This window comes from Lampropedia cohaerens, assembly GCF_001005215.1.
In the GTDB taxonomy this organism is placed as follows: domain Bacteria; phylum Pseudomonadota; class Gammaproteobacteria; order Burkholderiales; family Burkholderiaceae_C; genus Lampropedia; species Lampropedia cohaerens.
The window spans coordinates 129,853-152,457 of the sequence record NZ_LBNQ01000012.1; the positions used below are offsets into that span (position 1 = coordinate 129,853).

General features: G+C 63.4%; 21 protein-coding genes. 9 read left to right on the forward strand and 12 right to left on the reverse strand.

The features are described from left to right. Window positions 1-81: 81 nt before the first annotated feature. The 4 genes from glmM to AAV94_RS02980 all read right to left on the reverse strand — a co-directional run bounded on the left by glmM (window position 82) and on the right by AAV94_RS02980 (window position 5,270). Window positions 82-1,410 carry a phosphoglucosamine mutase gene (gene glmM / locus AAV94_RS02965; protein WP_046740823.1) on the reverse strand — a complete coding sequence of 443 codons (1,329 nt, stop codon included), beginning with the start codon at window positions 1,408-1,410 and terminating at the stop codon, window positions 82-84. A gap of 104 nt (window positions 1,411-1,514) precedes the next feature. Further along, the gene (gene folP / locus AAV94_RS02970) at window positions 1,515-2,387 is read right to left on the reverse strand and encodes a dihydropteroate synthase (protein ID WP_046740824.1); all 873 of its coding nucleotides are present in this window, start codon (window positions 2,385-2,387) and stop codon (window positions 1,515-1,517) included. Window positions 2,388-2,463: 76 nt separating this feature from the next. Next, entirely contained in the window at window positions 2,464-4,392 is a 1,929-nt protein-coding gene (gene ftsH, locus AAV94_RS02975) for an ATP-dependent zinc metalloprotease FtsH (RefSeq protein ID WP_046740825.1), read from the reverse strand. Window positions 4,393-4,613: 221 nt separating this feature from the next. Further along, a complete protein-coding gene (locus AAV94_RS02980; RefSeq protein WP_046740826.1) occupies window positions 4,614-5,270 on the reverse strand; it encodes an RlmE family RNA methyltransferase in 657 nt (218 codons plus the stop codon). A gap of 153 nt (window positions 5,271-5,423) precedes the next feature. Between AAV94_RS02980 and AAV94_RS02985 the strand changes: the two genes are divergently transcribed. Genes AAV94_RS02985 through AAV94_RS02995 form a run of 3 tightly spaced genes read left to right on the forward strand, consistent with a single transcriptional unit; the run spans window position 5,424 to window position 7,539 of the window. Further along, a complete protein-coding gene (locus AAV94_RS02985; protein ID WP_046740827.1) occupies window positions 5,424-5,891 on the forward strand; it encodes a YhbY family RNA-binding protein in 468 nt (155 codons plus the stop codon). 21 nt (window positions 5,892-5,912) lie between these two features. Then, window positions 5,913-6,671 (forward strand): glycosyltransferase, encoded by a 759-nt coding sequence (locus AAV94_RS02990; RefSeq protein WP_231731194.1) that lies wholly within the window; start codon window positions 5,913-5,915, stop codon window positions 6,669-6,671. A 52-nt stretch (window positions 6,672-6,723) separates the two neighbouring features. After that, entirely contained in the window at window positions 6,724-7,539 is an 816-nt protein-coding gene (locus AAV94_RS02995; protein ID WP_052754883.1) for an SURF1 family protein, read from the forward strand. Here AAV94_RS02995 and AAV94_RS03000 read toward each other — a convergent pair. From AAV94_RS03000 to pgaA, 7 genes are all read right to left on the reverse strand, one after another. Beyond that, window positions 7,518-7,991, reverse strand: a complete 474-nt coding sequence (locus tag AAV94_RS03000; RefSeq protein ID WP_046740829.1) for a DUF4149 domain-containing protein — start codon at window positions 7,989-7,991, stop codon at window positions 7,518-7,520. The two genes, AAV94_RS02995 and AAV94_RS03000, sit on opposite strands and share 22 nt — an antisense overlap. 44 nt (window positions 7,992-8,035) lie before the next feature. Further along, window positions 8,036-8,512: a transcription elongation factor GreA gene (greA, locus tag AAV94_RS03005; RefSeq protein ID WP_046740867.1), complete on the reverse strand. Its 477-nt coding sequence runs from the start codon at window positions 8,510-8,512 to the stop codon at window positions 8,036-8,038. A 217-nt stretch (window positions 8,513-8,729) separates the two neighbouring features. Continuing rightward, window positions 8,730-9,635: a LysR family transcriptional regulator gene (locus AAV94_RS03010; protein ID WP_046740830.1), complete on the reverse strand. Its 906-nt coding sequence runs from the start codon at window positions 9,633-9,635 to the stop codon at window positions 8,730-8,732. A gap of 83 nt (window positions 9,636-9,718) precedes the next feature. Then, window positions 9,719-10,390 (reverse strand): poly-beta-1,6-N-acetyl-D-glucosamine biosynthesis protein PgaD, encoded by a 672-nt coding sequence (gene pgaD, locus AAV94_RS03015; protein ID WP_046740831.1) that lies wholly within the window; start codon window positions 10,388-10,390, stop codon window positions 9,719-9,721. Continuing rightward, the gene (gene pgaC, locus AAV94_RS03020) at window positions 10,387-11,748 is read right to left on the reverse strand and encodes a poly-beta-1,6-N-acetyl-D-glucosamine synthase (RefSeq protein ID WP_046740832.1); all 1,362 of its coding nucleotides are present in this window, start codon (window positions 11,746-11,748) and stop codon (window positions 10,387-10,389) included. Before pgaC ends, pgaD begins: the two co-directional genes overlap by 4 nt. Then, window positions 11,745-13,787, reverse strand: coding sequence for a poly-beta-1,6-N-acetyl-D-glucosamine N-deacetylase PgaB (gene pgaB / locus AAV94_RS03025; protein WP_084824712.1), 2,043 nt, complete (start codon window positions 13,785-13,787; stop codon window positions 11,745-11,747). The genes pgaC and pgaB overlap by 4 nt, the downstream gene beginning before the upstream one ends. An 81-nt stretch (window positions 13,788-13,868) precedes the next feature. Further along, window positions 13,869-16,373, reverse strand: a complete 2,505-nt coding sequence (gene pgaA, locus AAV94_RS03030; RefSeq protein WP_046740833.1) for a poly-beta-1,6 N-acetyl-D-glucosamine export porin PgaA — start codon at window positions 16,371-16,373, stop codon at window positions 13,869-13,871. A gap of 315 nt (window positions 16,374-16,688) precedes the next feature. On the opposite strand from pgaA, the gene AAV94_RS03035 reads away from it, so the two are divergent. The 6 genes from AAV94_RS03035 (at window position 16,689) to mmsB (ending at window position 21,887) form a co-directional block, all read left to right on the forward strand. Continuing rightward, window positions 16,689-17,153 (forward strand): HIT family protein, encoded by a 465-nt coding sequence (locus AAV94_RS03035; protein WP_046740869.1) that lies wholly within the window; start codon window positions 16,689-16,691, stop codon window positions 17,151-17,153. Window positions 17,154-17,301: 148 nt separating this feature from the next. Further along, window positions 17,302-18,822 carry a CoA-acylating methylmalonate-semialdehyde dehydrogenase gene (locus tag AAV94_RS03040; RefSeq protein ID WP_046740870.1) on the forward strand — a complete coding sequence of 507 codons (1,521 nt, stop codon included), beginning with the start codon at window positions 17,302-17,304 and terminating at the stop codon, window positions 18,820-18,822. A 9-nt stretch (window positions 18,823-18,831) separates the two neighbouring features. Then, complete coding sequence (locus AAV94_RS03045) at window positions 18,832-19,242, forward strand: lysozyme inhibitor LprI family protein (protein WP_084824707.1); 411 nt, start codon at window positions 18,832-18,834, stop codon at window positions 19,240-19,242. A 59-nt stretch (window positions 19,243-19,301) separates the two neighbouring features. Beyond that, a complete protein-coding gene (locus AAV94_RS03050; RefSeq protein WP_046740834.1) occupies window positions 19,302-20,462 on the forward strand; it encodes an acyl-CoA dehydrogenase family protein in 1,161 nt (386 codons plus the stop codon). A 44-nt stretch (window positions 20,463-20,506) separates the two neighbouring features. After that, complete coding sequence (gene crcB / locus AAV94_RS03055; protein WP_046740835.1) at window positions 20,507-20,926, forward strand: fluoride efflux transporter CrcB; 420 nt, start codon at window positions 20,507-20,509, stop codon at window positions 20,924-20,926. A 64-nt stretch (window positions 20,927-20,990) separates the two neighbouring features. Then, on the forward strand, window positions 20,991-21,887 hold the full coding sequence (gene mmsB / locus AAV94_RS03060; RefSeq protein ID WP_046740836.1) for a 3-hydroxyisobutyrate dehydrogenase: 897 nt from the start codon (window positions 20,991-20,993) through the stop codon (window positions 21,885-21,887). 6 nt (window positions 21,888-21,893) lie between these two features. On the opposite strand, the gene AAV94_RS03065 is transcribed toward mmsB, so the two are convergent. Further along, complete coding sequence (locus AAV94_RS03065) at window positions 21,894-22,295, reverse strand: DUF423 domain-containing protein (RefSeq protein ID WP_046740837.1); 402 nt, start codon at window positions 22,293-22,295, stop codon at window positions 21,894-21,896. Window positions 22,296-22,605 lie beyond the last annotated feature (310 nt).

The window sequence follows — 22,605 nt, forward strand, 5'->3', positions numbered from 1 at the left end:
GCAGGGAGGAGAAACTATCAGGAAACCGGCTAGTGTGCCACGGCGCAGCGCCTGGGCATGGCTGGCGCTGCCCACAAAATACTATTGCAGCGCCTGGGCAAGCTGCTCGACCCAGTGCTGCGCCAGCTGCGCGTCGCTGGCTTCGGCCATCACGCGCAACACCGGCTCGGTACCGCTGGCACGCACCAGCAGGCGCCCCTTGCCAGCCAGTGCGGCCTCAGCCTCTCGCATGCAGGCCTGGAATCGCGCATGTTGCTGCCAGCCATTGCGATCGACCATCCGGACATTGCGCATCACCTGCGGAAACAGCGGCACTTGCGCCAGCGCATCGGCAATGCGCTGGCCACTGCGCACCACGCGCTGGAGTACCTGCAACGCGCTGACAATGCCGTCGCCGGTAGTATGCCTGTCCAGCGCCAGCAAGTGCCCCGAGCTTTCGCCGCCGAGCAGCCAGCCCTTTTGCATCAGCGCCTCCAGCACGTAGCGATCGCCCACCTTGGCGCGCAGCAGCGGCACGCCCAGTTGCGCCAGCGCCTGCTCGATGGCCATGTTGGTCATCAGTGTGCCAACCACACCGGCCACCGCCTCGCCCTGTTCAAGCCGGTCCCGCACCATCAGATACAGCAGCTCGTCGCCGTTGAACAGGCGTCCCGAGCCATCGACCATCTGCAGCCGGTCGGCGTCGCCATCCAGCGCAATGCCGTAATCGGCACCGACCTCACGCACCTTGGCAATCAGCGCAGCGGGTGCCGTCGCGCCAACGCCCTGGTTGATGTTGTAGCCATCGGGCGTCACGCCGATGCAGTGCACCTCGGCGCCCAGTTCGTGAAAGACCTGCGGTGCACACTGGTAGGCAGCACCATTGGCCGCATCCACCACCAGCCGCAATCCCTTGAGGCTGAGCGCCTGGGGAAAGGTGCTCTTGCAGAACTCGATGTAGCGCCCGGCTGCATCGCCCATGCGCCGCGCCTTGCCAAGCCCTTCGGACTCCACCCAACAGGGCGGCTGCGCCAGACCCTGCTCGACCTGCAGTTCCCACTCATCCGGCAGCTTCGAGCCCTGCGCACTGAAGAATTTGATGCCGTTATCGGCAAAGGGATTGTGGCTGGCGCTGATGACCACGCCCAGATCGGCTCGCACAGCCCGTGTCAGATGGGCCACAGCCGGTGTGGGCACCGGCCCCAGCAGCACCACATCCACCCCCGCGGAGTTGAACCCCGACTCCAGTGCACTTTCAAGCATGTAGCCGGAGATGCGGGTGTCCTTGCCGATCAGCACCGTTTTGGGTGCGCCATCGGCGCGCAGCAGCCTGCCCACCGTGTGCCCAAGATGAAGGATGAAGTCTGGCGTGATGGGGGACTGACCGACGGTCCCGCGAATGCCATCGGTGCCGAAATACTGCTTGCTCATAGGAGAAATTGTCCGCGAGCGGGCGAGCAAAACAAGCTAGCCACCGCCCTTGGAGACGTTTGTTGACGCTTGAAACCTGGTTGCAATGTCCTCATGCACCGGCACTATTGGCCACTGGCAGCCCGCCAGACCTTGAGTGCATCGACAGTGGCCGCTACGTCGTGCACGCGCACCACCGCGGCCCCGCGCTCGACGGCCAGCATCGCCGCAGCCACACTGGCCACGGTGCGTTGCGGCACCTCACGCCCAGTAACAGCTCCCAGCGAGGACTTGCGCGACCAGCCCAGCAGCAACGGCACACCCAGCGACTGCAGCCGTCGCTGCTCGCGCAGCAGCGCAAAGTTCTGCTCCACGGTCTTGCCAAAGCCAATGCCGGGATCGGCCATCAGCCGTGCACGGGCAATTCCCGCTGCTTCCAGACTGCGACGGCGCTCGGCCAGGAAGTCGAGCACCCGCTGCGTCACATCGCCATGCATGGGGTGTTTCTGCATGGTCTCCGGCTCGCCGTGCATGTGCATGAAGCACACGCCGCAGCGCGGATGCGCGGCCACAATCTCCAGCGCGCCGCGTCGGCGCAACGCCCAGATGTCGTTGATGATGTCCGCGCCCAGTTCCAGCGCCTCGCGCATGATCTCGGGCTTGTAGGTGTCGATCGAGATGGGCACGCCCAGCTTTATCGCCTCGCGCAGCACCGGCAGCAGCCGTTCGCGCTCCTGCTCAAGCGGCACCGGTGGCGTGCCCGGCCGGGTGGATTCGGCACCAAGATCAAGAATGTCGGCGCCTTCGCCGAGCAGCGCCTCCGCGTGGCGCATTGCCTTGGCAGGACTGGCGTGTCGCCCGCCGTCGGAGAACGAATCGGGCGTAAGGTTGACGATGCCCATGACGAGCGGACGATCCAGCCGCAAGGCAAAGCGCGATGTCTGCCAGACCGGCGAACTGCTTGCGGCTTCGGGGGCGGAGGTGACGGATGCTGTCATTTTCTGGGAGCGCAAAGAAAATCGGGGCCAATGCCCCGATGGTGATGCCGGATCCGCAGTGGTCAAGCCACCGCCGTTACGCCGCCGAAGGTGCGGGATCGGTCTTGACGGATGGCGCACCGCCGTCGGAATTATTGCCACCAGTGCTCACCGACGGATGCTTGGGCACCCAGTCCTTGGGCGGCGTCGGATCCTTGCCGGCCATGATCTCGTCAAGCTGGTTGGAATCAATCGTCTCCCACTCCAGCAGGGCCTTGGCCATGGCGTGCATCTTGTCCTTGTTCTCCTCAATCAGGCGACGCGCCAGCGCGTACTGCTGGTCGATGATGCGACGGACCTCATTGTCGACCTTCTGCATCGTCGCCTCGCTGACATTAGTCGTCTTGGTCACCGAGCGGCCCAGGAACACCTCACCCTCGTTCTCGGCATAGACCATTGGCCCCAGCTCCTCGGACATCCCGTAACGCGTGACCATGTCGCGCGCCAGCTGCGTAGCCTTGTTGAAGTCGTCCGAGGCACCAGTGGTCATCTGGTTCATGAACACCTCTTCCGCAATGCGGCCACCGAACAGCATGGCAATGCGCGCCAGCGCCCACTCCTTGTCGAAGCCATAGCGGTCCTTCTCAGGCAACGTGAAGGTCACGCCCAGCGCGCGGCCGCGCGGCACGATGGTGACCTTGTGCACCGGGTCGCACTTGGGCAGCAGTCGCCCGATCAGCGCATGGCCAGCCTCGTGGTAGGCAGTGTTCTTGAGCTCCTCGGGATCCATGACGGCGGAGCGGCGCTCCGGCCCCATGAAGATCTTGTCCTTGGCCTGCTCGAAATCCTGCATCTCGACGACGCGGGCATTGCGACGCGCAGCCATCAGCGCAGCCTCGTTGCACAGGTTGGCCAGATCGGCACCGGACATCCCCGGCGTGCCGCGCGCGATCACGTTGGCGTTGACGTCCGGGCCAATCGGAATCTTGCGCATGTGCACGTTGAGGATCTGCTCACGGCCCTTGACGTCAGGCAGTGTCACATAGACCTGCCGGTCAAAGCGGCCCGGACGCAGCAGCGCCGCATCCAGAATGTCGGGCCGGTTCGTTGCCGCCACCACGATCACGCCGAGATTGGTTTCAAAGCCATCCATCTCCACGAGCATCTGGTTGAGCGTCTGTTCACGCTCATCGTTGCCGCCCCCCAGGCCAGCGCCGCGCTGGCGACCGACGGCATCGATTTCGTCGATGAAGATGATGCAGGGCGCATTCTTCTTGGCGTTCTCGAACATGTCGCGCACGCGCGCTGCACCCACACCGACGAACATCTCAACGAAATCCGAGCCGGAGATGCTGAAGAAAGGCACCTTGGCCTCGCCGGCAATCGACTTGGCCAGCAGCGTCTTGCCTGTTCCGGGAGGGCCAACCAGCAGCAGTCCGCGTGGAATCCGGCCGCCCAGACGCTGGAATTTCTGCGGATCTTTCAGGAAGTCAACGACCTCCTTGACCTCTTCCTTGGCCTCGTCGGCGCCGGCCACATCAGCAAACGTGACGGTATTGTTGCTCTCATCGAGCATGCGCGCCTTGCTCTTGCCGAAGCTGAAGGCACCGCCCTTGCCGCCACCCTGCATCTGGCGCATGAAGTAGATCCAGACACCGATGAGCAGCAACATCGGGCCCCAGCTGATGAGAATGGTGCCAAGCAACGAGCGGCCTTCGCGCTCCTTGACGCTGAATTTCACGTCGGCATTGATCAGATCGTCGATCAGGCCGCGGTCTGCGAACGTACCGGTCGTGCGGATGCGCCGGTCATCAGTGGTCAGCGCCACAATCTCATAGCCGCCAGAGGCCGTCTCCTGAATGGTGGCCTCACGAATCTGGCGGTTCTGCACCTGGGAGATGAAATCCGAATAAGGCACCTGCGCAGCGCCCGCGCCGGGGCCGGTATCAAACTGTTTGAATACCGTAAACAAAACGACGATGAAGACCAGCCACATCGCCACTTTGGTAATCCATTGATTGTTCAAGCCTTGCTCCTGAAACTCGCCTGCGCTGCATGGGGACAGCCAGAGCGATGAGGGCGTTCACATCCGCCCGTGCAGAGGAAACTGGAAATTCCGTCCCTTTCAACTGTGGCCCATTTTATGCTTTTCAAGCTGCCGTACTTCCCTAATGGTTACTGGTGTGGTAGGGGATTGGCACCGCGCGGTCAGACGGCAAGGGGCGCTTCGCCCAATGACGACACCATTCATGCGCCGCGCACGCCCATCCCGATCAGGAATACTTCGGCCGAGCGTGGACGGGATGCCTTGGGCTTGAAAGGCTTGCTGCGTACAAACGTGGCGCGAAACAGCTGCACCAGCGCGTCATAGCCAGGGCCATGAAAGACCTTGGCGACCATCACACCCTGCGGCTTGAGGTGGCTGGCGGCGAAATCCACCGCCAGCTCGACCAGCGCTTCGACACGTGCACCGTCCGTCGCCGAATGCCCACTGAGGTTGGGCGCCATGTCGGAGACCACCGCATCCAACGGCCGTCCCGCCAGCGCGGCCTCCAGCTGCTCCAGCAGTGACTCCTCCTGGAAGTCACCCTGGATGAACCGCACGCCAGGCACCGGCTCCATCGGCAATAGATCAATGCCAATCACACGGGGGGCGCCATCACCCACGGCGCGCGCCAGCTCCATCTTGCGGCTGAGATACTGGCACCATGCGCCCGGAGCGCAGCCAAGATCAACCACGACCTGGACGTGATCGAACAGCTTGTGCACCTCATCGATTTCCTTGAGCTTGTAGGCGGCGCGGGCGCGGTAGCCATCCTTCTGCGCCTGTTTGACGTAGGGGTCATTGATGTGGTCGTGTAGCCACGTCTGGTTGACCTTGCCCGGTTTGTTCTTGGTTGCCATGCCGTGTGATCTTGAGCCCTTTTGCGAATCTTCGCATGGAATGAGGCGCCGCCCCGTCTGCATGGCAAGTTGCGGCAACCCTCACACCTGAGAATTTTGCGACCGGCAACCCCATATCCGTCAAGTCCATGCAGCATCGCCGATAATGATGCCATGACCCAATTGACCCTCACCCCCACGCAGCGCCGCGCGCTGCGCGCCCAGGCCCACCACCTGCAGCCCATGGTCCACATCGGCGCCGGCGGCCTGACCGCCGCGGTGGAAAAGGAGGTGGCCGCCACCCTTGATGCCCATGGCCTCATCAAGATTCGCGTGTTCAGCGACGAGCGCGCCACGCGCGAGCAGTACCTGCTCCAACTTGCCGAGAGCCTGAATGCGGCCGCGGTGCAGCACATCGGCAAGCTCATCGTGCTGTGGCGCCCGCCCGCCGAAAAGGTCCGCACCGCCGGCGATGGCAAGCCCCCCATCGAGGTCAAGGTCGTCAAGCCGAGCAAAAAGCCTGGCCAGAAACCTGAAATCAAGCGCTTGCGCGTACTGGGCAACCAGCGTCTGACGGCAGGCGGCAACATCAAGAAGGCCAAGCCCCGCCGCGCCTCGCCGAAGAAGCAATCACTGGACTGATACCCTGCCATGCGCGAATCCATGGCAGAGCCCACCCGCTACGTCCTCTGCATGAAGTGGGGTACCAAGTATGGCCCCGAGTACGTCAACCGCCTGTATGCGATGGCGCGGCGTTATCTGCAGGGCGTCTTCACTTTCGTCTGCCTTACCGATGACACCCGGGGCATCCGCGATGAGGTGCAGTGCTTCCCCATTCCCGAACTGGATTGGCAGCGCTACCCGAACCAGCCTGACCGCGCGTGGAAAAAGCTGGCCACCTTCTCCCCCGCCCTGCGCGATGCCTATGGGCTGCGCGGCGTGGCGCTGTTTCTCGATCTGGATGTGGTCGTGGTCGGGGCACTGGACGCATTCTTCGAGCTGCCCGGGACATTTCGCATCATTCACGACTACGCCAGACCGTGGAAGAAACGCCGCATCACCGGCAACTCCTCGGTCTACCGCTTCGAGATCGGTGCGCACCCGGACGTGCTGGAATATTTCCAGCAGAACGTTGCCGAGGTACAGCAGCAGTTTCGCAACGAGCAGGCCTACCTGTCGGACTACCTGCACCGTCAGGGCCAGCTGCAGTACTGGCCCGAGAGCTGGTGCCCGAGCTTCAAGTACCACTGCATCCCTGCCTGGCCCAGCAACTACTGGCGTGCGCCATTCATCCCGGTGGAGGCGCGCGTCGTCGTGTTCCATGGCGAATGCAATCCACCCGACGCACTGGCTGGCAGACGCAACCGGCGCTTTCGCCACATTCAACCCGCGACCTGGATCGCCGAGCATTGGCATGAGTGAGCCCGCGCCCATCCCCTCGCGTCAATGATCTGCCAGCGCGCCCTTCTCTTTCATGTCCGTGACCATCGACCCCTCCTCCATCCCCGCTCCCGGGCGCAGCAAGTTCAAGCGCCGCGCGCTGCTGGGCTTTTTTCTGCTGAACATCTTTCTATTCAGCAGCCTGGGCATCTGGCAGGTGCAGCGACTGGGCTGGAAGCTGGACCTGATCGAACGTGTCAACGCACGCATCCACGCGGAGCCGGCTGACGCTCCCGGCCCCACGCAATGGTCGCAACTCACACGTGAGAATGCCGAATACCGCCGCGTACTCCTGCAGGGAGAGCTGCTGCCTGGACAGGAAGTGGCGGTCTACACCAACACCGAGCTAGGCCCCGGCTACTGGCTGTTTGCGCCTCTGCTGGTGCGGCAAGCAGCGGACTCCGATGCTCCGCAGGCCATTGTCTGGGTCAACCGTGGCTACCTGCCGATGCCACTGCGCGATCCGGCATCACGCCCCGGCGCAGAGCCTGCAAGACTGCCCGCCACCGTGACCGGGCTGCTGCGCTTTGGAGATGGCAAGCACCTGTTCCTGCGCGACAACGTTCCGCAGGAGAACCGCTGGTATCGCCGTGACGTCAAGGAATTCTCCGCGGCCCGCACGCTGCCGCAGCTCCCCGTTGCGCCCTACTTTGTTGACGCCCAGGCCAGTTCGGTAACGCCGTCATGGCTCACGCCCGGGCTGACACAAGTGAACTTTCGCAACAACCATCTGAGCTACGCCATCACCTGGTTCGTGCTGGCTGCGCTCAACGTGGCAGCGTTCATCTACCTGCTCTGGTTCGAACCAAGGCAGCGTCGGCAACGGCCTCAATCGCAAGAGGATGCATGAGGCCGGCCCTGCGCGTCTTTTGACGTGGACAGCCGCCACAGCACCACGGCGCAACACAACCACTGCAGCGCGTACACCGCGGCGCCAGCGCCCAGCAGGGATGACAGGTTCTCGCGCATGAGGATGCGCGGCACCACGGCAAACTCAAGCAGCAAGGCTGCAAGCAGCGCGGCCAGTGCCCAGCCCGTCGTCGTGAGGGCGCGACCTGCCCATGCATGCCCGGCCTCCTCGGCAGAAGGCCGGATGGCGAGCACCACCGTAAAGCCGCACGCAACGCTCAGCCACATGCTTGCAGTCATCACGCTGGCCGCCAGTGGCACGGCCATGGCGGCGCCAGCGGCGTGCATATAGAAAAGCGGCATGACGATACCGCCGATCGCCGTCAGGGCGCCCCACCACAACGCTGCCGCCAGCAGGGGCAGACGTGCCTTGATACAGGCTGGCAACTGCATGGCTCAGCGCCGCGTCATGGCCACAGCGTGCGCATTGGACATATTTAGCAATACCGAACGGCAACGATCTCGTAGTGCTTCTCGCCGCCGGGAGTCACCACCGAGACCACATCGCCTTCATCCTTGCCGATGAGCGCACGGGCAATCGGGGTAGATACGTTCAGCAGGCCTTTCTTGATGTCCGCTTCGTCCTCGCCAACGATCTGGTAGACCACCTTCTCGCCGGTTTCCTCATCTTCAAGTTCCACCGTGGCGCCAAAAACCACCCGGCCGCCAGCATCCAGCGTTGCCGGGTCAATGATCTGCGCGGCAGCGAGCTTGCCTTCGATATCCTTGATGCGGCCTTCAATGAAGCCTTGCCGGTCCTTGGCGGCGTCGTACTCCGCGTTCTCGCTCAGATCGCCCTGTGCACGCGCTTCGGCAATGGCAGCAATAACCGCCGGACGGTCCACCGTCTTGAGTTGCTGCAGCTCCGCCTTCAGCAGTTCCGCGCCGCGCTTGGTGATGGGGAGAGTGGCCATGGTCGTTGCTCCAAAAAAAACGCACCGCCAGATGTTGCCATCCAGCGGTGTGGGATTCATCCGTCAAAACGCACTTACCCCTCGGGTTCGAGGGGCGTGCGCCAAGGCCATCCGTTGGCCTTGCTCGCCATTGTACGGGCCGCCCGGCGCACTGCCCAGCAATACCAGTGCGGCGCCTGCCAGATTTCGCCGCCCACGGGGCCTTCGTACAGCCTTCTCAGCGCACGCTGTGCGGCGGCGGCATGAGGCCGCTTTCCGGTGCGCGCGCCACCTCGCGCAGAAACTGCCAGACGGCCTGCACCCTGGCCATGTGCCGGATCTCCGAGGGCATGGACATCCAGAAAGTGCGCTGGAACCTGGCCTGCTCAGGCAGCACCGCCACCAGTTGTGCGTCTTTCTCGCCCAGAAAGGCCGGCAAAATCGCAAGGCCAGCGCCTGCCCGCACCGCTTCGTATTGCGCGAGCACACTGGTGCTGCGCAACCCGAAGACGCTGGGCTGGAAGAAGCTTTCGAGAAACTGCAGTTGCTTGGAAAACAGCAGATCATCGACGTAGGAAATGAAGGTGTGGCCCTTGAGATCCTCAACCCGCACAATCGGCGCATGGGCGGCGAGATAGTCGCGCGAGCCATACAGCCGCAGCACATAGTCGCTCAGCTTGGTGACCACCACCGAGCCCCGTGTGGGCCGCTCCAGCGAGATCACAATGTCAGCCTCGCGCCGCGAGAGATGCAGCAGACGTGGCAAGGCCAGCAGATCCACCACCAGATGCGGATGCTCGTGCGCCAATTTCGCCAGTGGTGCCGCCAGCACGCGTGTGCCCAGGCCTTCTGGCACCCCCACGCGCACCAGCCCGGACAGGCCCTCATCCTTGACCAGCGAGCTACTGGCGATGGAGAGAAACGCCTCCTCCATCGCCTCGGCCTGTGGCAGCAGATAACGGCCTGCCTCGGTCAGCCGGTGACCGGACGCCTCGCGCGCAAACAGCGGTACCCCCATCTGCTTTTCCAGCGCCTGAATGCGGCGGCTCACCGTCGTATGGTCGACCTGCACCATGCGCGCGGCATTGATCAGCGTGCCGGTGCGCGCCAGCGCGAGGAAAAAACGCAGATTGTCCCAATCCATGGCAACTCTTCAAAAGGAAATGCCATGATCGTAGCGGCACGGCAGCGTTTGACCAGCGCACCCCATGTCGCGCGCAGCGGCTATTACGCCAACGGCGCAATAGGCTGATGCACACGATCACCCGGCGTGACCACCTCACCCCAGGTGGTGTCCCACTGCGTCGGATAAAAGCTCTCCGGCGACTGCTGCGCAGCCAAGTCATCTTCCTCCGGGATATGACAGCCCGCGCGCACTGCAGTGATTTCGCCTTCTTCATCGTGAAACACGGTGGCGACATTGCGCGCATGCAGGCGATCGAGCATGGTGCGCGAGACTTCGAAACTGCGCATCAGGGCACGCTCTTGCACCAGCAACGCCGCCTGTTCGGCCGGCCTGCGCATGGCATGGAACTTGTTGAACGCAGCCCAAATACCCAGCACGATGGCGCCAGCGGCCAGCACCGTAAGGTACAACGCCGCGATGATCAGCATGCTGAGGGAAAAGTCGACCATGAATTCACGCCAGCTAGACACATCGCGCCATGAACGCCTGCCAAGAAACAGCAGGCAAAGGCCCATGAATGCCAGCCACAGCACCCCGGTCAACAGCGATTCGATAACGTAGCGCAGTGAGCGCTTGCGCGACACGAGAAGCAGGGCACTGGCCGGCTGTGCCGGCAGTCCCGGTGACTGTCCGGGGTGCCAGACCAGTTCCGATGACGCCGCATCGTCAGCAACGGGGGCATTTGACTGCTGTGAATAGGAACCTGTTGTCATCCGATCTCTCGTCCTTTCAGAAGCTGCTGACGATGGCTTTGGAGGCCTCTGTCCGGGCTGGTCCAGCGGGCACGGCGGCGCGTCTTGCGCACCAGCACCATGGGATAGCTCACCAGCGTGCAGAGGAAACTGAGCAGCCAGAACGCCGCGGGGTACCAGACAATCCAGGGCAGCACCCGCAGCAGTCCTCGCTCGTAGCGCCGCTCGATGAAAACACTCACGGTCATCTGCACCACGCAGGCGACAGCCAGAATCACGCCGCTGAATGACAGAGGTGTCAGCCGGGTCGTGCCCATCTCCAGCGGCAGCGGCAGCACCCAGCCCAGCAGATACAGGCACAGCGCGTAGAACAGACAGAACGCCCACAGGGCCGAGAGCAAAAACTCTCCGGCCAGGCCCCACATATGCCTGTGCCGCCAGTGCGCCAGGCGCGGAAGCTGCTTGACGAACACCTCCGCGCCGCCCTGGGCCCAGCGCAGCCGCTGCTTCCACAGCCCGCGCAGTGTCTCAGGCATCAGAATCCAGCACAGCGCGCGCGGTTCAAAGAATGTGCGCCAGCCCGCCATCTGCAGTTTCCAGCTGATGTCGATATCCTCGGTGATCATGTCGCTGCTCCAGTAACCCGCCTGGTGCAGCGCGCTGCGGCGAAACGCCGCGATCACCCCTGAAACGGTAAAGAGATGGCCGTAGATGCGCTGCGTGCGCTTGATCAGTCCGATGATGGAGGAGAACTCGCCCACCTGAATACGCCCGGCCAGCGTGCTGCGCGTGCGAATGCGCGGGTTGCCAGTGACCGCTCCCACCCGTGGATTGCGCAGCATGGGTTCCACCAGATAGGCCGCGCAATCGGCGCCCAGCATGGCGTCGCCGTCGATGCAGACCAGGTACTCGCTGCGCGCGGCCAACGCACCAGTCTTCAGCGCAATCGCCTTGCCCTGATTGCGCGCCAGATGGATGACGCGCAGCCGCTCATTGGTCGCGGCCAACTGATTGAGCAGCTGCGCTGTCTCATCGCTGGAGCCGTCGTTGACAGCAATGACCTCGATATTGCGGTAGCGCTGGGTCAGGGCCGCACCAATGGTGTCCTGCACATGGCTGGCTTCATTGAAGCACGGCACGATGATGGAAATCAACGGTTCGCCCTCCAGCCGAGGCGGCGGCACATGTGCTCCCCACGGCCAGCGACGCTCCCAGCGCCACCAGAACATCAGCCCGCCCGTCACCCACAGGCACGACATCAGCAGCGGGTAATACAGCACGAAATTCAAAACTGCGGAAAAGCCGAGCAGCCAGATGGCCAGCAGCGGCCCCAAAAGCATGACGCACAACAGCGGAATGGTCAGGCGACGGTCATTCATGGCAGCGGAAACCAGTGGTTGGAGAGATGCCGGCGCATCGTGGCCGTGTCCGGGTGCTGGTGCACGAAGTCATCAGGGTAGTAAGCCATGTGCCTGGCGCCGCGGATGTTGAGGCGGCGCAGCCACTGACCGATCCGGTCACTCGGGATACGACGCTGCGCGCCTTGTGCTGCCCAATCGACGGCCTGCACCTCGAACACCGTCTTTTCCAGCCCACCGGGGATGGCAGCCACCGCATCCACCACACTATCCAGCCAGGCATCGATGCGCTGGCGCGGTACCTGCTCCATCAGCGGCATCACCATGGGCACCACCCAGTCATAGCTGGCCAGCGACTGGCGGAAGTTCTGCGCCAGCCAGCGCTCGCTGTCGGGCTGAATAACGGTGCCGACAAAGAGGTTGCGTGCGCTGCGTACATGCGCGCCACGAATGCTGCGTACAGCCTCCAGCAGTTCCAACGTGAGATCGGTCAGCGCATCGGTCTTGAAACGCATCCAGCGCTGCTGCTGCGCGGCATCTTCGAGCGGCACCGGAAACGGCCCGATAAACCCGGCTTCACGATAGGCGTGCAACGCCGGCTCGCTGAGATCCTCGTCCTCGGTCAGCATGGCATCGTCATGGAAGATCACGCCATCGAACGCGGCCTGCCAGCCAAGATCTTCATACAGCGTGCGAATTGCCTGCCGTGCGGCGGGATCGAACGGCGATAGCCGTGGGTAGTGGCCTGGCGCATGCGCACGACTGCTCGCCTGCCCGTTCGCGCCGCCTGCGCCCTGCGCTGCGAGGCCCTGCGCCGACGCGACGCGGGTAATGGCCGGATCCAGCTCGAAGGCCAGCACCGGCATCCATGCATAGACATCCACGTCTGCGCGAGTGTGCAGCTGCCACGCCACGCGATTGAAGAGGTCGGCGCGCATCGGCAGCACTCGGTTCGGGAAATAGACGGAGCGAATCACGCCATCGCCCTGCGGATCGGCAAACGCCTGCAGAAAGACGGTGGTGATGCGCATGTCATAAATGCGCTGCACAAGTTCACCAATATTGCGTTCCTGCTGCTGCGGATCACTGTCGTAGACATAGTCCAGATCGACGTGAACAGCCCGCATGGGTTCCTGCTCCTGAATTCCCGTGATGAAGCCGGCAAACTGCGCCAGACTGAGATCACTGCCAATCAGGAAGCGGGGAATGTTGTCCAGCTGCGCCGCGTTGGCCAACCCGGCCTCCAGCCCGAACGACAGCTGGTAGCCGTACCTCTTGGCGATCTGCCAGGTGCGGCCATGCATCGCACCATAGGGCCAGACCCAGGCGCGCGGCGGCTGGCCGGTGTATTGGGCAATGCGGCTGCTCACGGCCTGGATGTCCTGGCTGATGCGGGCATCGAACTGCGCATGGCTCTCGTAGCGTCCGCTCTGCATGTCATAGAACAGACTGGCCGCTGCAGGCTGCGTATTGCCCTGGGGATTGGCCGTCTGGCCAAAGTGCATGTTCTGGGTATGCGCGCCGATTTCCACCAGGCCGCTGGCATGCACCTCACGCACCTGCTCCCAAGTGCCGAAGTGCTCCCGCGGCGTAATCAAGCCGCCGAAGTCGATGGGTTGATCGGCCGGCGTGTCCAGCCAGCTGCCTACCGGCGCCCACAACGCAGGCCATTGATAGGCCCGCAGCAGCGGAAACACCCGCGAGTAGAAACTGCTGTAGCCATCATCAAAGGACAGCAGCACGGCCTTCTCGGGCAGATCCTTGCGGCCAGCATGCGCGTCGAGAATCTGCTGCACGGAAATGGGCTGGTAACCGTTCTCACGCAACCAGGCAAACTCGCCGATCAGCTTGCGGGTCGTCACTGCGAGGTAGCGCTGGTCGGCCTCGTCATCGTTCACATCATGGTAGGCAAGCACCACAAAGCTGTTGCGCGGCCAGGGCTGCTCGCGCAGCAGCGCGCTGCGCTGTTGCGGCGGAGTGAAGACAGGCGTGTCGGCCAGCGCGGGCTGCCCTGCCAGCAATGCGGCCAGCAACAGCCAGGCGCCAAGCAGCACGAACATACTGCAGCGCCACCACCGCGCAGCCCAGGCAAACCGCGCAGCCAAACCTTTCCCGCCGAAATGGGTGAAAGAAAACATGGGTCAGAACCGGTGAGTGAAGTCGATGGAAAAGAACAGCTCGCGTTCGCGCTCGCCGTCATAGGGCCGCCACTGAACGCCTGTCTGAAAGCCGATGTCCGTGGCCTCATCCAGTACCAGCTGCTGGCCGTAGCGCAGCTGCTCGATGGCCCCACTGCCATAGTCCTGCTGCCAGTAGCGGCCAATCGCGACCTGAATTTCCTGGCTCCAGACCCGCTCGTAGCGGCGATGGAGAATGTGGCGCAGTGTCAGGCTGGGCAGGATGCTGCGGTCGCGCCGAGGCGCAAAATATGGCCCGCCGGGGCTGGTGTTGCGACCCGTGGCTAGATCCAGCCCGCCATCGAGGTGCCAGTGGGCCCGCGTCAGCAACCGCTCCTGACCGGTCAGCTGCAGCCCGGTGTAGCGGTTGCCATCGTCATAGTGCAACGTATTGATGCCCAGCTGCCAGCTGCGGCTCTCGTGCGCGCGCCACTGCAGCTGCAACTGTCCTTCATCGGCCGTGATGCCGCTGCGCAGCGCGCGCAGGGGGGTTCCCACACTGTTGAGGCTCCAGCTACCCTGGACCTGCCAATGGTCGTTGAGTTGCTGGCGTGCCAGCACACGCAGTCCCGCATGGCTTTGACCGCCGGATCTCAGCGACGCCAGCTCGAATTCGGCATGCGTGTCGTGATGGCGCCACTCCAGACCTGCACGCCACTGGTTGTAATGGCCCTTGCCTTCCGGAAAGGTACCGCTGCCGTGGCGCATTCCGGCAAACAACCGCCAGTCATAGCTCAACGGTGCGCTGTAGACCACCACCGAGTAATCCATTCCGCCCTCGCCGATGGCCGAGACACCGTCTGAATCGCGCCAGCCCGCCTCAAACTGCAGTTCGGGACGGCGCGAAATCTGCCAGCTGCGCAACGCCCGCTGCGCCCAGTCTTCTTCGGGAAAACGCTGATACAGGTTCAGCGTCAAGGCCTCGGCAGTGCGCCAGTCCTGCAGGTCCATCGCCACACTGGCCTGCGCCAGCAGCAGTCTGTCACCCAGCGGATCATCGTTGGACTGCGCGATGCGCAACTCATCGGCCGCACGACGCGGCCATCCGCGATCCCGGTACACACTGGCCAGGGCGATGCGTGTGTTCTGATCGCCGGGTCCGAGTGCAAGCATGCCTTCAAGCTCGGCCTGCGCGGCATCAAGACGATCGGAGAAATACTCCGCCAGGGCGTCGTTGCGCCGTGCCTGCGCCCACTGATCGGATGGCACCGCCGCGCTGCTGCCAGGCACCCAGCGCTGCGGCGGCGTCTGCTGCGCGTCCTGCCGAGCCACCCCTCGCGCCTGCTTGATCGACTCGGACTCGGTCAGGGCGTAAAAAAGCCCCGAGCGAGCCAGCTCCACGACCTCCTCGTCCTGGTCGGGTCGCTCGAGCAATTCCGCAAAAATCTCTCTGGCCCGTTCGGGCTGGCGCGTCTCCAGCAGCGCCGAGCCCACCCAGGCCAGCGCATAGTCCGGGATATAAGAATCCTGCGCGCGCAGCGCTTCATACTCCTGCAAAAGCGCGGGCAACCGCCGCGCCGTCCAATAAGCACCGAGGCGATCGATGCGGGCACGGCGGACGTCGGCAGCCAGTTGCACGTCGTGCGGGGCCTGCGTCAGCTGCGCGTCCCAGTCGCGCAGCAACGCATCGTAGTGCGCAACCGCCCGCTGCCCGACCTCAAGGCGCTCCGTCTCGGCACGGCTCGGCGTGAAGGACACGCGCACCATCTCCGCAAGCCGATCCAGCTGCAGTCGACGTACCCGCGCGGAGGGAGATTGCGCCGCCACGGCTTCCTCGTGCAACATGTGCAGCGCCGGCAAAGGCACACCAGCCTCGGTCAGGCTGGCCAAATAGGCATCCTTTGCAGCCGCGCTTTGCGGCGCGGCGCGCAACGCGCGATCGGCTGCATCCAACGCAGCATAGGAGCGGCGCTGCGCGCGCAGCAAATAGCTTTGCGCCAACAGACCTTCCACCTTCCGCTGCGCAAAGCGCTGCCTGAAGCGCTCCAGCACAGCCTGTGCGTCCATGAACTGTCCGGCATCTGCCAATGCATATACGGCCCCCAGGTGCCAATCCGGTTGGTCCGGCTCGCGCGCCAGCAACTGTTGGTACAGCTGCGCGGCGGCCCCCCATTCACCGGTGTTGCGCAAGGCGCGCGCCACCGCACCCAGCGCGCCAGACGATACGGGCACTTGTGTTCGGTAGCGGCGGTAGATGTCGAGCACCTGCCCGTCACGCTGTGCCCAGCTGCTGATCAACAGCCAGTCATTGACCTGCCTGGCGGACATTGCCCCTTGCGCCGCATCCTGCGCAAAGGCCGCAAGCGCCTGGGCATAGTCCCCCTGCCGCGCACGCGCGATGCGCTGTTCGTAGTCATCCGCACGCGCGGGCGAAAACGCCAGGCTCACCAGCAACCCCAGCAGGACCGCCGCGCGACCACAGGCCGACGTGCGCGACGACCACACGCCTTCCAGCGCAGCCCTGTCCATCCATCGCAGATATCTCAATGCGTCCTCGCAATACATGGAAAATAATGCACTTTTAAAATATGCTCGCATTTACACTGGCACAAAGTATATGCAATCAGCCATTCAGAACATCATTTAAAAAGATCCGATGACATTGATTGACTTTTGCCCAGAAAATTATTTCAATAAATATTGACATTGGATTAAATCATTAACTTTTCAATATAAATCCAATGACAATTGTATTGATAAATTTACATTATGTTTCTTTCGGGCATAAGGCCATTTTCCAGCGTCGTTGCGCTATGGTCTTGCCACCCTTTGCCTGAAATTGCCATGCCTGAATTCATTGACACCTCTCCACCCGGTACCTGCATCTTCTGCAAAATCATTGCCGGCGAGGCGCCCGCGGCCATCGTTCACGAGGACGAGCTGACCATTGCCTTCATGGATCTCGGTCAGGTCACGCCAGGCCACGTCCTGGTGGCAACCAAGCGGCACGCGCAGGACCTGTATGCTTTGACCAGAGCAGAGTGCGCGGCGGTCATGCAGGCCAGCCAGCACATCGCGCAGGCGGTTCGTCAGGCGTTCACCCCGAGCGGATTGACGCTACTGCAAGCCAACGGGCGCGATGGTGGCCAGACGGTCTTTCACTTTCACATGCACGTCGTGCCGCGTCATGCAGATGACGGTGTCGCTCTGACGTGGCCGCGCAAGGAACCGGGACAGGCTACGCTGGCGCAGTACGCCGGCCAGATTCGTGCGGCACTGCAAGAGCAAGGCGCAGGCTCGCGCCCCTGATCTGCATATTTGCAAATCATTGCTGCAGGCACAGGCGTTGACCTGGCAAAAGCGCACACTACGATAGGCCATGCGACACACAGTGCAGGACGCCGGCACCGCCACACACAGTCCGGAACCTGCAAACAAAACAAACCAGGAGACAAGCATGCATGCACAAACCGCAGCGGACCAGGACGTGCCCACCGTCAAGCTACTCATTGACGGACAGTTCATCGAGTCGAGCACCACCCAGTGGCGCGACGTCATCAATCCAGCCACCCAGCAGGTGCTGGCGCGTGTGCCCCTTGCCACGCAGCAGGAGATAGATGCCGCAGTGGCCGCTGCGCAGAACGCGTTCAAGAGCTGGCGCAAGACGCCCATTGGCGCACGCGCACGCATATTCCTGAGACTGCAGCAGCTCATCCGTGAAAACATGGCAGAGCTGGCCGCACTGCTGACGGCCGAGCAAGGCAAAACGCTGCCTGATGCCGAAGGGGATGTATTCCGCGGACTGGAAGTGGTCGAGCACGCTGCCGCCGTCGGCAATCTGCAGTTGGGCGAGCTGGCCAACAACGTCGCCAACGGCGTGGATACCTATACCTTGCTGCAGCCCTTGGGCGTGTGTGCGGGGATCACGCCCTTCAACTTTCCGGCCATGATCCCGTTGTGGATGTTCCCCATGGCCATCGCCACCGGCAACACCTTTGTACTCAAGCCGTCCGAGCAGGATCCCATGGTCACCATGCGCCTGTGCGAGCTGGCACTTGAGGCAGGCATTCCGCCCGGCGTTCTCAACGTCGTGCATGGCGGCGAAGCCGCGGTCAATGCGCTGTGCGACCATCCCGCCATCAAAGCCATTTCCTTCGTCGGCTCGACCAAGGTCGGAACCCATGTCTACCACCGCGCCTCACTGACCGGCAAGCGGGTACAGTGCATGATGGGTGCGAAGAACCATGCCGTCGTACTGCCCGATGCGAACAAGGAGCAGACCCTCAATGCCATCATTGGCGCCGCCTTCGGTGCTGCTGGTCAGCGCTGCATGGCGCTGCCGGTGGTCATTCTGGTTGGGCAGGCCCAGCAATGGGTGCCGGAACTCGTTGCCAAGGCCCGCACGCTGAAGGTCAATGCCGGCACGCAGCCTGACACGGACCTTGGTCCGCTGATCTCGCGCGCCGCACGCGAGCGTGTCGAGGCGCTGATCGAGCGCGGCATCGCCGAAGGTGCCACGCTGGAACTCGATGGCCGCAACCCCGCTGTACCAGGTTATGAGAATGGCAACTTCGTCGGCCCCACCATCTTCTCGGGCGTCAAGCCAGGCATGGCCATTTACGATATAGAGATCTTCGGCCCGGTGCTGTCGCTGATCGGCGCCGACACGCTCGATGAGGCCATGGCCCTGATCAATGCCAACCCCAATGGCAATGGCACGGCGATCTTCACCCAGTCCGGCGCTGCCGCACGCAGGTTCCAGGAAGACATTGATGTCGGGCAAGTCGGCATCAACGTCCCCATCCCGGTGCCCGTTCCGCTGTTTTCGTTCACCGGTTCGCGCGCCTCGAAACTGGGCGACCTCGGCCCCTACGGCAAGCAGGTTATTCTTTTCTATACGCAGACCAAGACCGTCACGGCGCGCTGGTTCGACGAGGACAGCGCAGGCGGGCTCAACACAACGATCAGCCTGAAGTAACATGCCTGCATGACATGCAAAACATGCTCGGTGGCAAGCGCGCTGCGGCACATGCTGGGGTTGCCAGTCTTCGCAGCGGCCATGGCCTTTTCCGCCCATGGGCAGACCATTCTCCCGTCCGAACCTCCGTGCACGCCGAGCACCTGCACACTGCAGCACTTCGGGGCCGTGCGCGCAGATACCGAAGCGCTGTACGGCGACGTGCAGCAGGCGCTGTCGGCCCACGAGCGCGCTGCTCTGCGCGATGACCAGGCCAATTGGCGTCGTCTGGCACGGCGCCATTGTCAGCAGCAGGCACCGGTAGGCTCGCAACGCGATGCGTCGCAAGCCAGCCGCCATCATTTCTGCATGATCGAGCAGGACATGCAGCGACGCAGGCAACTGCGCAAATGGCTGATGCAAGGCGATTTCACGCAGTAGTGGTGCCTGCCCAGCCCGGCATCTGACATACAACAACACAGCGACACAGGAGACACGCCATGCACTTTGAGTCCACGCAGGATCAACTGGCATTTGCCGAGACCGCACGCGACTTCGCCGCCACCGAGCTTGCGCCCCATGCCGCACAATGGGATGAAACCGCGCACTTTCCCAGGGACGTCATTGCCAAGGGCGGCAAACTGGGCTTTTGCGGCCTGTACGCACCCGAGTCCATTGGCGGCCTGGCACTGCCCCGACTGGATGCCACCTTCGTGTTCGAGGAACTTGCCGCAGCGGACCCCTCCACGGCAGCCTTCTTCACCATTCACAACATGGCCACGTGGATGCTGGGCACATGGGGCGGCGACGCCGTCCGGGCCCAATGGGGGCAGGCCCTCACCAGCGGCGAGAAGCTGGCCTCCTACTGCCTGACCGAGCCCGGTTCCGGCTCCGATGCGGCATCACTCAAGACGCGGGCCGAGCGGCGCGGCAGTGAATACGTCATCAACGGCAGCAAAGCCTTCATCTCCGGCGCCGGCAGCACCGATGTGCTCATCCTCATGGCCCGCACTGGCGGCCCGGGCGCAGGGGGCATCTCCGCCTTCGCCGTCCCTGCTGATGCGCCTGGCATCAGCTATGGCAAGAAGGAAGCCAAGATGGGCTGGAACAGCCAGCCCACACGTACCATCACGTTCGACAATGTGCACATCCCCGACGACCACCTGCTCGGCACGGAAGGCGAAGGATTCAAGATGGCCATGAAGGGGCTCGATGGCGGCCGCATCAACATCGCCACCTGCTCGGTCGGCGCCGCGCAAGGCGCCCTCACCCACGCGCAGCGCTACCTGCACGAGCGCCAGCAGTTCGGCAAGCCCATTGCCAGCTTTCAGGCACTGCAATTCAAGCTTGCCGACATGGCGACTGAGCTGGTTGCTGCACGGCAAATGGTACGTCTGGCCGCCGCCAAGCTGGACGCACAAGACCCCAACGCCTCCACCTACTGCGCAATGGCCAAGCGCTTTGCCACCGATACCTGCTTTCAGGTCTGCAACGACGCGCTGCAGCTGCACGGCGGTTATGGCTACATCAAGGATTACCCGCTTGAACGCCTGCTGCGCGATGCACGCGTACACCAGATCCTCGAAGGCACCAACGAGATCATGCGCGTCATCATCGCGCGCCGCATGTTGGAGGCCGATGCACCTTCGGCCATTCGCTGAGAACCTGATCACAATCCCCGCCCCCGAAACGCGCAGGAGTGCCCATGTCCATTACCGCCTCTGGCCTTGCCCTAGTGTCTGCTGGTGGTGCCATCGGTTCAGCAGCCCGTTATGCCTTGGCCACCCAAACCACCCAATGGGCGCAGCTGATACTGCCGACCACACGCTTTCCCTGGGGCACCTGGCTGGTCAATCTGCTGGGCTGCTGCATCATCGGCGTGATGGCCGGGCTGGCACTGCGCCACGCGTGGCTGAGCGCCAACCTGCGACTGCTGCTGTTCACCGGCCTGATGGGCGGCTTTACCACCTTCTCCGCCTTCGGGCTGGAAACGGTGGAACTGGCCATGCGCCAGCACTGGCGTGTAGCCATCGCCTACGTCCTCAGCAGTGTGCTGCTGGGGCTGCTTGCCACCGCTGCCGGATTCTGGCTTGGGGCCGGAGCGGCGGCACTCGGTCCGCGCTAATGCGCGCACTGCGAGACCGACACTGCCACCGCAACCACACGACAACAAACTGAAGGAGACAACCATGAACATCGCATTCATTGGCCTGGGCAACATGGGCAGCGGCATGGCTCTGAACCTGCACAAGGCCGGACACCAGGTCACCGGCTATGACCTGTCTGAAGCGGCGCGGCGCAGCCACGCCGAGCAAGGCCTACGCATCGCCGCCAGCGCCTTGCAGGCAGTCGAAGGCGCGCAGGCCGTCATCACCATGCTGCCCGCCAGCCAGCACGTCGAAAGCCTGCTGATCGGCACTCCGCAGGCACCCGGCCTCCTGGCGGGCCTGCCCGCAGGCACCCTGGTGATCGACAGCAGCACCATCGCCGCCGAGACGGCGCGCAAAGTCGCCCACGCCGCGCAGGACAAGGGGATCGACTTCATAGATGCGCCCGTCTCCGGCGGCACGGCAGGCGCAGCCGCTGGTACCCTCACCTTCATGGTTGGCGGCAGCGACGGCGCACTGGCACGCGCCCGGCCACTGCTCGAGTGCATGGGCAAGAACATCTTCCATGCCGGTGGCGCGGGCGCGGGCCAGACCGCCAAGATCTGCAACAACATGCTGCTGGGCGTATTGATGATCGGCACCAGCGAAGCACTGTCACTGGGCATGGCCAACGGACTGGACCCGCAAGTCCTCTCCGAAATCATGCGCCGCAGCTCTGGCGGCAACTGGGCATTGGAGGTCTACAACCCGGTTCCTGGCGTGCAGGAAGGCTCGGCGGCCACACGCGGCTACACCGGCGGATTCGGCACGGACCTGATGCTCAAGGACCTGGGCCTGGCGCTTGAGAATGCCATCGCCACGCGCGCCACCACTCCGCTTGGCGCGCTCGCGCGCAGCCTCTTCGCCGCGCACAGCCTCAGCGGCCATGGCAGCGAGGATTTCTCCAGCATCATCAAGCTGCTGCAGCCGCCGGCATAGTGCCCCTCAAGCCGCAGGCGGCACACGCTCCATCAGTGCCGCTGCGGCCAATGCCAGCCACGCGAGGATGAAGCAGGTGCCCCCCCAGGGCACAAAGCTGCGCAGCGCCTGCACGCTGGTGAGCGTCTGCAGATAGATCAGGCCGCTGAACAGCACGATGCCCAGCACAAACAGCACCGCCGCCACCAGCAGCGCCCGGTTGTCGGCACTCTGGCGCAGCCACAGGCCAATGGCCAGCAGCACCACTGCATGCAGCAACTGGTAATGCACCGCAGACTGCATGCTCACCCGTGCTGCCTCACGCGCCTGCAGCGAGTCGATGAACCCCAGTCCATGTGCGGTATAGGCCCCCATGGCCACCCCGATGGCCCCGAACAGGCCAGCCAGCACGATACAGATCTTGAACACGAAACACACTCCTTCTCTTAACGTCACACGTACACAACCACAGGCGCCAGACATCAGCAGTCCGAACCCGTGCACGTCCACCACCGATTTGCCACGACAGCCGCCGGGAGTGCCGCGCCACTGCGCGGCCTCCAACGACGGGGATGGCGGGGCGTTGGCGGCAGTGCCGTTACGGCTCCGGACGGCGCCATATCCACACCTGCACGGCAGCCATGCAGGCAATGGCCATCAACACCGCAATGCGGTGCGGGATGGTCCACAGGGCGTTGTTGCACAAACGTCCCGAGTCTGTAGGCTAGCGCACCCATGA